This is a genomic window from Pseudomonas sp. PAMC 26793, from assembly GCF_000313235.1.
In the GTDB taxonomy this organism is placed as follows: domain Bacteria; phylum Pseudomonadota; class Gammaproteobacteria; order Pseudomonadales; family Pseudomonadaceae; genus Aquipseudomonas; species Aquipseudomonas yamanorum.
On record NZ_AMXG01000021.1, the window covers coordinates 101,172 to 114,346 of the forward strand.

The following is a 13,175-nucleotide window of genomic DNA, read 5'->3' on the forward strand; positions in this document are numbered from 1 at the left end:
CTTGTGAGCCATGCCGTTGGCATTTGCCAGAATCGTTGCATTTTGCGGGTTTGTAGCGCAACCGTCACTTATAAAGTGCGGGGTTGCAAGTTGCCGGGGCTGGCCGCATAAATTGGGTATGAACCTTCCTGAATCAACGGACACGGTCTTGAACGGTTTCCACCCCGCCGTCAGCGCCTGGTTCCGCAGTACGTTCCCGTCGGTGACCACCGCCCAGGCCCGGGCGTGGCCGCTGATCCGCGAGCGACGCTCGACGCTGATTGCCGCGCCCACCGGCTCCGGCAAGACCCTGACCGCCTTTCTCGCGGTGCTGGACGACCTTGTACACCAAGGCCTGGCCAATGGCGGCCAACTGCCAGACCAGACGCTGGTGGTCTACGTTTCGCCGCTCAAGGCATTGTCCAACGATATCCAGATCAACCTGCAAAACCCGCTGGCTGGTATCACCGACCACCTGCAGCGCCTGGGCCTGCCGCCGCTGGCGATCCGCACCGCCGTACGTACCGGCGACACGCCGCAGAAAGACCGCGCCCTGATGCGCAAGCACCCGCCGCATATCCTGGTGACCACCCCGGAATCGCTCTACGTGCTGCTGGGCTCGGATTCCGGCCGGCAGATGCTCGCCAGCATCCGCACGGTGATCGTCGATGAGATCCACGCCATCGCCGCCAGCAAGCGTGGCAGTCACCTGGCCCTGACGCTGGAGCGCTTGCAGGGTTTATGCAGCGAACCGCTGACCCGCATCGGCCTGTCCGCCACGCAAAAGCCCATCGAGGCCGTATCGCGCTTTCTGGTGGGCACCGGCCGGCCCTGCGAGATCGTCGACATCGGCCACGCGCGCCCACGGGACCTGGATATCGAAGTACCGCCGGTGCCGCTGTCGGCGGTCATGGCCAACGACGTGTGGGAGCTGGTCTACGACCGCCTCGCCGAACTGGCCAAACAACACCGCACCACGCTGATTTTCGTCAACACCCGGCGCCTGGCCGAACGCCTGGCCCGGCACTTGAGCGAGCGCCTGGGCAAAACCGCCGTCGCCGCCCACCACGGCAGCCTCGCCAAGGAACTGCGCCTGGACGCCGAACAACGGCTCAAGGCCGGCGAGTTGCAAGTGCTGATCGCCACCGCGTCGCTGGAGCTGGGGATTGATATTGGCGAGGTTGATTTGGTGTGCCAGATCAGCTCGCCCGGCTCGATCAACGGTTTCCTGCAACGGGTCGGACGCTCCGGGCATCAGGTCGGCGGCACGCCCAAAGGCCGGTTGTTCGCCACCACCCGCGACGACCTGATCGAATGCGCTGCCCTCCTCGACTGCGTGCGCCGGGGCGAGCTGGACACCTTGCTGATCCCGGTCGCGCCGCTGGATGTGCTGGCCCAGCAGATCATCGCCGAAGTCAGCTGCCAGGAATGGCAGGAACAGGCCCTGCTCACGCTGATCCGCCGCGCCTCGCCCTACGCCGAACTGGATGAACGCCACTATCAGGCGCTGCTACAGATGCTCGCCGAGGGCTACAACGGCCGCCAGGGCATCCGCAGCGCTTACCTGCACCGCGACGCCATCACCCGCACCCTGCGCGGCCGGCGGGGCGCCAAGCTCACCGCCGTGACCAGCGGCGGCACCATCCCCGACAACGCCGACTACAGCGTGCTGCTGGAGCCGCAAAGCCTGAACATCGGCAGCGTCAACGAAGACTTCGCGGTGGAAAGCATCGCCGGGGATATCTTCCAGTTGGGCAACACGTCCTACCGCATCCTGCGGGTGGAAGCCGGCAAAGTGCGGGTCGAGGATGCCCACGGCCAGCCGCCGACCATTCCGTTCTGGCTCGGTGAAGCACCGGGCCGCAGTGCCGAGTTGTCGTTTGCCGTGGCGCGCCTGCATGGGCAACTGGACGAGCGGCTGGGGGCCACGCCCGGCAAGCTGCAGGCGGCGCTCGACTGGCTCACCGGCACCCTCGGTTTGAACCTGGCCAGCGCCGAACAACTGGTGGATTACCTGGCGCGAGCGCGGCTGGCATTGAGTGCGCTGCCGTCCCAGGACACGCTGATCATGGAGCGGTTTTTCGACGAGTCCGGCGGCACCCAATTGATCATCCACACGCCGTTCGGCAGTCGCATCAACCGCGCCTGGGGCCTGGCACTGCGCAAACGGTTTTGCCGCACCTTCAACTTCGAACTGCAAGCCGCCGCCAGCGAGGATGCGATCGTGTTGTCGCTGTCCACCAGCCACAGCTTTGAGCTGGATGAGGTGTGGCGCTACCTGAACAGCAACACCGCCGAGCACATCCTGATCCAGGCGGTGCTGGATGCGCCGCTGTTCGGCGTGCGCTGGCGCTGGAATGCCGGCGTGGCCCTGGCGCTGCCGCGTTACACCGGCGGGCGCAAGGTGGCGCCGCAGATCCAGCGCATGAAGAGTGAAGACCTGATCGCCAGTGTGTTCCCGGACCAGATCGCCTGCCTGGAAAACCTTGCCGGCGAGCGGGAAGTGCCGGAGCATCCGCTGGTGGAGCAAACCCTCGACGACTGCCTGCACGAGGCCATGGACAGCGAAGGCTGGCTGGCCCTGCTGCGGCGCATGGAGCGCGGCGAAATCCGTTTGATCAGCCGCGACCTGCCGGCGCCGTCACCCTTGGCAGCGGAGATTCTCAGCGCCCGCCCCTACACCTTTCTTGATGACGCACCGCTGGAAGAGCGTCGTACCCAGGCCGTGCTCAACCGCCGTTGGAGCGACCCGCAAAGCACCGACGACCTCGGCGCGCTGGATGCCGAAGCGATTGCCGGTGTGTGCGAGGAAGCCTGGCCGGCACCCAACGGCCTGGATGAAATGCATGAAGCGTTGATGAGCCTGGCGTGCATCGCTGAATCGGAAGTTGCGCCGCAATGGGCCCAATGGCTGCAAGCCCTGGCCGACGGTGGGCGCGCCAGCCGATTGCAGATCGGTGCCGACCAAGCCGTTTGGGTCGCCCTGGAGCGCTTGAGTTGCTTAAACGCGATCTATCCAAATGACCTGCCGCTGCTACCCGGTTTCGATGAGCCCTGGACCTTCGATGAAGCCTTGGTGGAAGTTCTGCGGGCGCGCCTGAGCGGTTTTGGCCCATTGACCCTGATCGAGATCGCCGCGCGCCTGGCCTTGCCGGTGGCAGACGTATCACAGGCACTTGCGCGGCTGGAAAGCGAAGGCTACGTACTGCGCGGCCGTTTCAGCCCCGGCGCCAGCGACGAACAATGGTGCGAACGCCACCTGCTGGCGCGTATTCACCGCTACACGGTCAAGCGTCTGCGCCGGGAAATCGAGCCGGTGGCGTTGCAGGATTTCATGCGGTTTCTGTTCGACTGGCAGCACCTGTCGGAGGGCACCCGTGGCCAGGGCAGCGCGGTGTTGCCGCAGATCGTCGCGCAGTTCGAAGGCTATGCCGCAGCCACGTCGGCCTGGGACAGCGATTTGCTCAGCGCCCGAATCAAGGATTACGCGCCCCACTGGCTGGACGATTTGTGCCGCAGCGGCAAGGTGGTGTGGACGCGCCTGAGCAACAAGACTGGCGCGACAGCCTTGCGTAGCACGCCGGTAGTGCTGTTGCCCCGCAGCCAGGTGCCGTTGTGGAGTGGGCTGACCGAAGCGCCCGACAGCAGCGAGCTTTCGCCCAAGGCGCAGAAAGTCCATCAGGCGCTGCGGGAAAACGGCGCGCTGTTTTTTGATGAATTGGTCCACGAAGCCCATCTGCTGCGCAGCGAACTGGAAACCGCCTTGCAGGAACTGGTGGGCGCCGGACTGGCGAACGCCGACAGCTTTGCCGGCCTGCGCGCCCTGACCACACCTGCGAGCAAACGCCAGGCCCGCAGCAGTCGGCGCGGGCGCGGCGCGTTTGTCGGCGGGATGGACGATGCCGGGCGTTGGGCCCTGGTACGGCGGGCGCCGGTGGCGGACGGTACGCGCCCGACGGCTCACTCGGCCGAGACGCTGGAGCATGTGGCGATGACCTTGCTGCGCCGCTACGGCGTGGTGTTCTGGCGCCTGCTGGAGCGCGAGGCGGACTGGCTGCCCAGTTGGCGGGAATTGCTGCGCACGTTCCACCGGCTGGAAGCCCGGGGCGAGATTCGTGGTGGCCGGTTTGTGAGTGGTCTGGCGGGAGAACAGTTTGCGTTGCCGGAAGCGATTCCCCTGCTGCGGGAAGTTCGGCGGCGGCCCCACGATGGCAGCTTGATTGCCGTATGTGGAGCGGACCCGCTGAACCTGGTGGGTACGCTGCTGCCGGGCAGCAAGGTGCCGGCGTTGAGCGGTAATCGGCTGGTGTATCGGGATGGTGTGCCGGCGGCGGTGGAGATGGCGGGCAAGCAGCAGGTGTTGCTGGAGTTGGATGCGCAGGCGGCGGGGTTAGTGCGGGAGAAGCTGATCAGGCGCTGACTCGTGTAGCGCCCGTAATGACGCCTTCGCGAGCAAGCCCGCTCCCACATTCGATCCGGTTCCACCCTTGGAATGCGGTCGATTGTGGGAGCGGGCTTGCTCGCGAAGAGGCCGGTAGCCCCAGCCCAAAACTATTGGGTTCTTGGCTGCTCGGTAAGCACCACCGACGAAGGCACCTCTTCCTCCGGCTCATCCACCTGCTGCCCAACCCGCTGCGGCACCATCACCTGCTGTGGATAAGTTTGCGCGAAGTGGACGAAGGCACAGTTATCCACAAGCTTCTTCAACCGCTGGTTAAACGCACGGCTCACCGCATATTGCCCGCCCGACACCGTGCGGAATTGCGCCGTTAGCACCACGCCGTTGAGGTCCATCTTGTCGACGCCAAATACTTCCAGCGGCCCTTGCAGATTGTACTTGAGGAACACGTCGTCGCGGATCGACTGCCCCGCCTCGCGAATCAGTTCCACGGCCTTGTCGACATCGGTGTCGTAGGTGAACTGCACCGAGAAAAACGCATAGGCGAATTGACGCGACTGGTTGGTAACCGCCTTGATCTGCCCGAACGGCACCGAATGCACAAACCCCTTGCCGTCCCGCAGGCGCAGGGTGCGGATGGTCAGGCCCTCGACGGTGCCGGCATGGCCGGAGTCGAGCACCACCCAGTCGCCTATCGACAGGGTGTCTTCGATGATGATGAACAGCCCGGTGATCACATCCTGCACCAGTTGCTGGGAGCCAAAACCAATGGCTAGCCCCACCACCCCGGCACCCGCCAGCAGCGGTGCGACGTTGATCCCCAGGTTCGCCATGGTGGTGATCGCACAGATCACCACCAGGATGATTTTCACCGCGTTGCGCAACAACGGCAGGATGGTTTTCACCCGCGTGCTGGGCTGGCGGCTGGAGCGTTTGTTGACCGGTGGCTTCAGCGCTTCCTGGATCGCGGTATCGAGCACTACCCAGAACAGCCAAGTCACCAGCAGGATCAAACCGATGCTGCTCAGGGAATCACTGATGGCCCGGCCCACGGAGTTGCGCTGGGCAAATTCAAACAGCGAAACGCCCCAGATACGCCCGAGGATTTCGATAAAGGCGATGGCCATGACGATGCGCAACAACGCGTGCAACAAGCTGAGGAAACGTTCCTTGTAGGCGCTGCTGCGCTGGACCGCCACCGTGCTGCGGGACTGGAACAGGTGCTGCAATACCGTGCTGAGGAACACCGTGCCGATCAGCAGGATTGTGGTGAACAGCGCACAGCGCAGGGCTTTCTGGCTGTCGTCGCCGGCGCCGATCAGGTTGATCGCCGACACCAGCACCATCAACAGAATCGGCCAATACCACAAGCCGGAAAACACCCGCAGGGATTGCTGCACTGCCGGGTGTTTCAAGCGCTGGGCCAGGGGCCGGTTGCGGATCAAATGCGCCACCGGACGGCGCAGGCGAATCACCAGCATGCCGAAAATCACCGAGGCAAACAGCCCGGTGAAGATCGCGACGCTGGCGGTGATATTGCCCCCAAATTGACGGGCGATCTGTGGGCTGGTCAACGCATCGCTGAGGGCTGCGAGGAAGCCGATCAGGAACAGCGGCTTGGGGCAGTAGTCACGAATAATCTGCACGGCCGGGCGCTTGTGGCCGACGTTGAACATGACGATGACGCACAAGAGGATCGAGGTGGAAAAAATACCGCTGCTGGTGGCGTAGGCAAAACACAGCGCCAGGGCCCGGCCTACCGAGGTGGGCAGGAAGTGGCTGACATACAGCGTCAATGGCAGGCAGATCACGGCCGGAATCGTGTAGGGAATCAAGTAGCCGAGCAACGCCTGGAGGCGCTGGCGTGGTGCGATATGCCGCTGCAGGCTCAAGCGCTTGACGATAAAGCGCCCGAGCAGGGTCAGCGCGGCGAATGCGCCGATCCACACCCCGGACAGCACCAGGAAATCCCCCGCCACGCTCCATGAGGAACGCTCGGACGGCTGGTTGACCAGCTTGTCCACCTCATCCGCCGCGCGATCGGCCCGCAGGCGCCAAGCGTCGATCAGGTTCTGGTTGAGGTCGAGTTTGTCCTGCACATCATCGATGCTGGAGCTGATGGCGCCGAGCAGGCCGCCTTCCACCAACAGTTCCGGCGTGGCCGGGGCGGCAGGCGCTGGAGCCGCGGGGGCGGTAGCCGCTTGCAGCGCGCCGCTGCCACAGAACAGCAGCGTGCCGAGCAGTAGCACAGTCTTTAAATTCAACAAAACACCGGGCTCCTTCAGAAGGGTCTGTAAGGAACTGACGGGTTTGAGGCCTGATCGTTCCCCCCCGCGCGTCGATCCGTGCGTACCAGGCAAATATCAAATGCCACTACCTGTCTTTTTCCGCATAAGCCAACACCCGAGACTGCGCTCCTGATTGAAACCCACCGGAGTTGCAGCCATGCCCATTGCCTTGCTCGCGCTGACCCTCAGCGCTTTTGCCATCGGGACGACCGAATTCGTCATCGTTGGCTTGTTACCCACTATCGGTGCAGACCTGGGTGTCGACTTGCCGTCCGCCGGCCTGCTGGTCAGCCTCTACGCCCTGGGCGTGGCCATCGGCGCCCCCGTGCTCACCGCCCTGACCGGCAAAGTGCCGCGTAAATGGCTGCTGTTGTCGCTGATGGTGCTGTTCACCCTCGGCAACCTGCTGGCCTGGCAAGCGCCGAGCTATGAATCCCTGGTGCTGGCGCGGATCGTCACCGGCCTGGCCCACGGGGTGTTCTTCTCGATTGGCTCGACCATCGCCACCAGCCTGGTGCCCAAGGAAAAAGCCGCCAGTGCGATTGCCATCATGTTTACCGGCCTGACCGTGGCGTTGGTGACCGGTGTACCGCTGGGGACGTTTATCGGCCAGCACTTCGGCTGGCGTGAAACCTTCCTCGCCGTCTCGGCCCTGGGTCTGATCGCGTTTATCGGCAGCCTGCTCTACGTGCCGAACAACATCGCCCACAGCAAACCCGCGTCGCTGTTGCAGCAACTGCAAGTCCTGAAACAGCCGCGGCTGCTGCTGGTGTATGCCATGACGGCGGTGGGTTACGGCGGCTCGTTCATCGCGTTCACCTACCTGGCGCCGATCCTTCAGGACATCTCCGGGTTCAGCGCCGGCACCGTCAGCCTGGTGCTGCTGGTGTACGGCATCTCGGTGGCCGTCGGTAACATCTGGGGCGGCAAACTGGCGGACAAACGCGGGCCGATCAGTGCCCTGAAAATCATCTTCGCCCTGCTCGCCGCGGTGTTGTTTGTATTGACCATGACCGCAAGCAACCCATGGCTGGCCTTGGCCACGGTGCTGGTGTGGGGCGCGGTCGCCTTCGGCAACGTGCCGGGCTTGCAGGTGTACGTGGTGCGCCAGGCGGAACATCACACGCCGAACGCGGTGGACGTGGCCTCGGGCCTGAACATTGCGGCGTTCAACCTGGGGATCGCCGGTGGTGCGTGGGCCGGTGGCTTGATCGTCGCCCACATGGGCTTGATCCACACGGCGTGGATTGGCGGTTCGGTGGTGTTGGTGGCCCTGGCGCTGACGGCCTGGAGCGGGCGCCTTGACCGGCTGGGGCCGGTGTATGCCGAGAGCTCGACCCGGGTGGTTGGCGGGCATTGATCCCGCAGCGATAAAGAACCCAATGTGGGAGCGGGCTTGCTCGCGAAAGCGGTGTGTCAGTCAACAGAGATATCGACTGACCCACCGTCTTCGCGAGCAAGCCCGCTCCCACATTTTGCTGTGTGCCGTCTGTAAGGGCGCCGAAACTTTCTGCCAAATTCCACAGTCATCCAAAAACGGAGGTCACTCGACACCCAACCCACGGGAGCAACCATGACCCACCCGGAGCTGATGCCGATCACGCCCACCGAAGCCATCACCCGCTTCAGGGTGCTGACGGTCAATACTCATAAGGGCTTCACCGCGCTCAACCGGCGCTTCATTCTGCCCGAGCTGCGGGAGGCGATTCGCAGCGTGGCGGCCGATGTGGTGTTCCTCCAGGAAATCCACGGCACCCACGAGCGCCATCCCAAGCGCTACAGCAACTGGCCGAGCATGCCGCAGTACGAGTTCCTCGCCGACAGCATCTGGCCGCAATATGCCTATGGGCGTAATGCGGTGTATCCCCATGGCGACCACGGCAATGCGTTGCTGTCGAAATTCCAGATCATCCGCTACGACAACCTCGACATTTCCCAAAGCGGCCATGAAAGCCGCGGGCTGCTGCATTGCGTGCTGCGTTTGCCGGGCAGCGTGCGGGACGTGCATGCCATCTGCGTACACCTCGGGCTGCGGGAGGTGCATCGCCAGGAGCAACTGCGCCTGATCGCCCAGCGGATCGCCGAGATTCCCGCCGACGCACCGGTAATTGTCGCCGGAGACTTCAACGACTGGCGTCAGCGGGCCGATCTTGCCCACTGCGGGCTGCGGGAAGTGTTTATCGAAATCCACGGCAAGCCGGCCCGCACCTTCCCGGCGCGTCTGCCGCTGCTACCGTTGGACCGCATCTATGTGCGCAACCTCAAAGTGCATCAGCCACAAGTCCTGACCAGCCGCCCGTGGTCACATTTGTCGGACCATGCGCCGCTGTCGGTGGAGATCGAGTTATGAACAGCGCCCCACTGGAAAAGGTCGCGGTGGAACATATCGCGACGGATCAACCGCCAGACGATGCCGTGGCCCGGGACCTGGATTACGGCTGGCAACACGGTAACAAGGTGGAGTTGCTGGAGAACGGCGAGGCCTACTTTCCCAAGGTGTTCGAGGCGATGCGCCAGGCGCAGCGGGAGATCCTGCTGGAGACCTTTATTCTTTTTGAAGACAAGGTCGGTCACGAGCTGAAAGGCATTTTGATTGAGGCCGCGCAGCGTGGCGTAAAGGTCGTCGCCAGCCTCGATGGCTTTGGTTGTGGCGAGCTGACACCGGGGTTTCTCAGCGAATTGAGCCAGGCCGGCGTGACCGTGCAGATGTTCGACCCGGCGAGCAAGACACTGGGCTTTCGCACCAATTGGTTTCGCCGCCTGCACCGCAAGATTGTGGTGGTGGATGCCAGCGTGGCGTTTATCGGCGGGATCAATTTTTCTGCGGATCACCTGGGGGATTTCGGCCCCGAAGCCAAGCAGGATTATGCGGTGCAGGTGCAAGGCTCGGCGGTGGCCGACCTGCATCATTTCGCCCTCGCGCAAAGCGGCCGGCGCGTGCGTAAACGGCGCGGCTGGCGGCGCGAGCAACGACCGTCGCCATGGGCAGCGGGCGAAGGCGATGGCCTGGTGCGGCTGATTTACCGGGACAATCTGCAACATCGTACCGATATTGAAGAGGCCTACCTGCACGCGCTGCGCAAGGCCGAGCGGCGGGTGGTGATTGCCAACGCCTACTTCTTTCCCGGCTATCGTCTGCTGCGGGAAATCCGTAATGCCGCGCGGCGCGGCGTGCAGGTGCAATTGATCATGCAAGGCCAGCCGGATGTGCTGCTGGCCAAGCTCGCGGCACGCATGCTGTATGACTATTTGCTCAAGGAAGGTGTGGTGATCCACGAGTACTGCCAGCGCCCGCTGCACGGCAAGGTGGCACTGGTGGATGAGGAGTGGAGTACGGTGGGCTCGAGCAATCTCGATCCCCTGAGCCTGTCGCTGAACCTTGAGGCGAATGTGCTGATTCGTGATCGCGGGTTCAATCAGCAGTTGTTCGAGCGCCTGGAGTATTTGAGTCAGAACCACTGCAAGACCATGCCGGAAAACCGCGCGCCTCGCGGCTGGTTCTGGCGGGTAACCGTGGGTTTTGTGGTGTTCCATGTGCTGCGGCATTTTCCATCCTGGACCGGCTGGCTGCCGGCGCATAAACCGAAGTTGAAACCCTTCGTTCATGAGGAGCCTCAGCAGCATGACTGAAAGAGGCCGCTTCGCACGCTGGAAAAAGCCGCTGACGGTGGTGTTTTTCCTGGTGCTGATCGTGTTGTTCACCCTGCTCGCCCGGCGTATCGACTGGAGCGAAGTGTTCGACACCCTTGGGGATTTCAAGCTGCGCACCTTGCTCATCGCCGGCGCGCTGACCGCGTGCAGCTTCGTGGTGTATTCGTGCTTTGACCTGATCGGCCGCACCTACATCCGCCAGCCTTTGCGCTGGAAGCAGATCTTGCCGGTGGGCATCATCAGCTATGCGTTCAATCTCAACCTGAGCGCCTGGGTCGGTGGCATCGCCATGCGCTATCGCCTGTATTCCCGGCTTGGGGTGAGCAGCGGGAATATCGCCAAGATCCTCGGCTTGAGCCTGGCCACCAATTGGTTCGGCTACATGGCGATTGCCGGTGCAGTGTTCAGCAGCGGGCTGGTGACATTGCCGCCAGGGTGGAAACTCAGCAGTGGCGCGCTGCAAGGCGTCGGCGTATTGCTGGTACTGGCGAGCCTGGGTTATCTGCTGGCCTGTCGCTTGTCGAAAAAACGCGCGTGGTCAGTGCGCGGGATTGAAATCAGCCTGCCGTCGTTGCGCATGGCGGTGTTGCAGTTGGCACTCGGCGCGCTGAACTGGTCGCTGATGGCGGCGGTGATCTTCACGCTGCTGCCCAAGCAACTGGATTACCCCGTGGTGCTCGGGGTGTTGCTGATCAGCAGCATTGCCGGAGTGGTCACGCATATACCCGCAGGGCTTGGGGTGCTGGAGGCGGTGTTCATTGCCCTGCTGCAGCACGAAGCGTCCCGCGGCAGTTTGCTCGCGGGGCTGATCGCTTACCGCGCGATCTACTTCATTCTGCCGCTGCTGGTGGCGCTGCTGATGTACCTCGCGGTGGAAGCCAAGGCCAAGGCGCTGCGGGTGAAGAAGACGCCTACGACTGGATGATGCTCAAGCGCTCGCCCACCACCATCTCGGTAATCCAGTCCACCAGGATCGAGGTGTAGGCCTGCTGGGACACCGGGTCACTCAGGGAGTGATCCGCACCGTCGATAATCCGGTGGGTCAGCGAGTGCGTCTGCTGGCAGGCGGCGCGGTAGCTCATGATGGTGGCGTGGGGCACATGGTCATCCGTTTCGGATTCAACAATCAGCACATCACCCGTGAACGCCGCGCAGGCATGCAGCGCGCGATTGGTTTCGGCGTGCACAAAGGTCCCGCGATAATCCATCAAGTCGGCCTTGTCGAGGTCGCGCTTGGGCTTGAGCCATTCCTGGTCGCGGTACAGCGCCGGCACCCGCAGCGCCAGCCAGCGTACGGGCCTCAACGAGGTGAGGATGGCAGCCAGGTAACCGCCGTAGCTGGTGCCCACCACCGCCACCGCCGAGGTGTCGATGGCCGGGTGTGACAGCAGGCGGTCATAGGCTGCGAGCAGGTCCCGCAGGTTGTCTTCGCGGGTGACGCGGGACAGCGGAATGCCGTTGCCGGCGTGGCCACGCAGGTCGAATGTGAGGCATACACACCCCAGCCCGGCGATGCCTTTGGCTCGTTCCAAATCACGCTCCTGGCTGCCGCCCCAGCCGTGGACAAACAACACCCCCGGCACTTTCGATTTGGGACTGAGGAAGGTCCCGCTCATCTGTTCGTCGTCGATATCAATGGCAATGGTTTCGCTTCTAGCCGTCATAGGATTTGACCGTCACGTACTTGAGAAGAAAGTCGCTGTTTTCTGCCGGGCCCCGGTACACCTCGATCGCGTCGGCCGGCAGCGGCTGGTCGACGTAGGTTTCTACCGACGAGACATAAATCGCCCGCAGTCCGGGGTTGTTGACGAAGCTTTGCAGCGCCGCGACTTCCGCGCTGCTGGCCCCGCCCATGCGCCAGGATTGCTCCAGCACGCCACTGCGGCGCTGGCCATCGCTATCCAGGCCTTGAGCGATGTCGTAATTGCGCCGCGAGGCATAGAACCCGGGATAGGCCTCATCCGCCGCGTTATCGAAGGTCTGCGCCTGTTGGATAGCCAGACGTACGTCATCGGGCAGCTCGAGCTGGAGCAGGTCTTCGTAGTAGCCCTGCACCACCAACAGGTTAGAACCACCATAGACCTCTTCGCCCTGCCCGTCCCGGGTCAGGTATTGATCACCGCAGTAGCTGATGACGTGATCACCGATAAAGCTCTGGCCGACACTGTGGGTGACCACGTCACTCAGGTCCTGCTCCAGCACCACGCCTTCGCTGAACAATTGCGCTGCGTCTGGGCGCGCGAGGATGGCGTCGAATTCGTCGAGGCTGCGGATCACTTCCTGGCCGCGACCGGCACAGGCATGCACGGGCTTGAGGCGGATCGGACCGGTGTCGAGCAAGTGGGTCGCCGCTGGTCGCGCATCTTCCAGGGCGTGCACACTCAAGCCATCCAACACCACATTGCGGATGCGCTCGGAAAACAGCGGCGACCAGCCTTCCGGGGCCACCGCGATTTTATTCAGCAAGCCGTGACTGATGGCCTTGGTGCAGATGAAATCGTGGTCGACGTAGCCGCCCCACAAATCCTCAGGGCCTTTGACACCCAACTGCCGCGCCTGGGCCGCGCCGACCAGCGTCTGCGTAGGTAACAGATAGAGATCGCGTCCACTGTGCAGCTCAGGGTTATAGCTGCCGCCGTATTTGAGCCCGAGGATGTGCGCCAGCCAGCGGGCCAGGGCGCGGTTGGTTTCGACTTCGTGTAATGGCGCATCCGGACGGATTGAGTGCGCCACCACGATTTTTTTGCGATTGGTCGGGGTCATGCGTCCCCCTTGGCTGTCCTGCCATGTGTGTAGGGGAACAGTTGCAGGGATCAAGCCAAGGCGGGGCTTGTTTAAACAGGCGGGGAATCAATCAG

General features: G+C 63.3%; 8 protein-coding genes. 5 read left to right on the forward strand and 3 right to left on the reverse strand.

Translation table 11 applies throughout. The features are described 5' to 3' along the window. Positions 1 to 118: 118 nt before the first annotated feature. On the forward strand, positions 119 to 4,399 hold the full coding sequence (locus tag D109_RS0107030) for a DEAD/DEAH box helicase (RefSeq protein ID WP_017476303.1): 4,281 nt from the start codon (positions 119 to 121) through the stop codon (positions 4,397 to 4,399). 131 nt (positions 4,400 to 4,530) lie between these two features. Here the strand turns inward: D109_RS0107030 and D109_RS0107035 are convergent, their stop codons facing one another. Next, positions 4,531 to 6,645, reverse strand: a complete 2,115-nt coding sequence (locus D109_RS0107035) for a mechanosensitive ion channel family protein (protein WP_026077827.1) — start codon at positions 6,643 to 6,645, stop codon at positions 4,531 to 4,533. Positions 6,646 to 6,823: 178 nt separating this feature from the next. On the opposite strand from D109_RS0107035, the gene D109_RS0107040 reads away from it, so the two are divergent. The 4 genes from D109_RS0107040 to D109_RS0107055 all read left to right on the forward strand — a co-directional run bounded on the left by D109_RS0107040 (position 6,824) and on the right by D109_RS0107055 (position 11,242). Further along, complete coding sequence (locus D109_RS0107040) at positions 6,824 to 8,026, forward strand: MFS transporter (protein ID WP_017476305.1); 1,203 nt, start codon at positions 6,824 to 6,826, stop codon at positions 8,024 to 8,026. A gap of 213 nt (positions 8,027 to 8,239) precedes the next feature. Continuing rightward, positions 8,240 to 9,016, forward strand: a complete 777-nt coding sequence (locus tag D109_RS0107045; protein WP_017476306.1) for an endonuclease/exonuclease/phosphatase family protein — start codon at positions 8,240 to 8,242, stop codon at positions 9,014 to 9,016. Then, on the forward strand, positions 9,013 to 10,296 hold the full coding sequence (gene clsB / locus D109_RS0107050; protein WP_017476307.1) for a cardiolipin synthase ClsB: 1,284 nt from the start codon (positions 9,013 to 9,015) through the stop codon (positions 10,294 to 10,296). Before D109_RS0107045 ends, clsB begins: the two co-directional genes overlap by 4 nt. Further along, positions 10,289 to 11,242: a lysylphosphatidylglycerol synthase domain-containing protein gene (locus D109_RS0107055; RefSeq protein ID WP_017476308.1), complete on the forward strand. Its 954-nt coding sequence runs from the start codon at positions 10,289 to 10,291 to the stop codon at positions 11,240 to 11,242. The genes clsB and D109_RS0107055 overlap by 8 nt, the downstream gene beginning before the upstream one ends. On the opposite strand, the gene D109_RS0107060 is transcribed toward D109_RS0107055, so the two are convergent. Together D109_RS0107060 and D109_RS0107065 are read right to left on the reverse strand one after the other, a co-directional pair. Continuing rightward, positions 11,229 to 11,981, reverse strand: a complete 753-nt coding sequence (locus tag D109_RS0107060; protein WP_003210032.1) for a S9 family peptidase — start codon at positions 11,979 to 11,981, stop codon at positions 11,229 to 11,231. The genes D109_RS0107055 and D109_RS0107060 overlap by 14 nt on opposite strands. After that, the gene (locus tag D109_RS0107065) at positions 11,971 to 13,080 is read right to left on the reverse strand and encodes a DUF3182 family protein (protein WP_017476309.1); all 1,110 of its coding nucleotides are present in this window, start codon (positions 13,078 to 13,080) and stop codon (positions 11,971 to 11,973) included. Before D109_RS0107065 ends, D109_RS0107060 begins: the two co-directional genes overlap by 11 nt. Between the last annotated feature and the right edge of the window lie 95 nt (positions 13,081 to 13,175).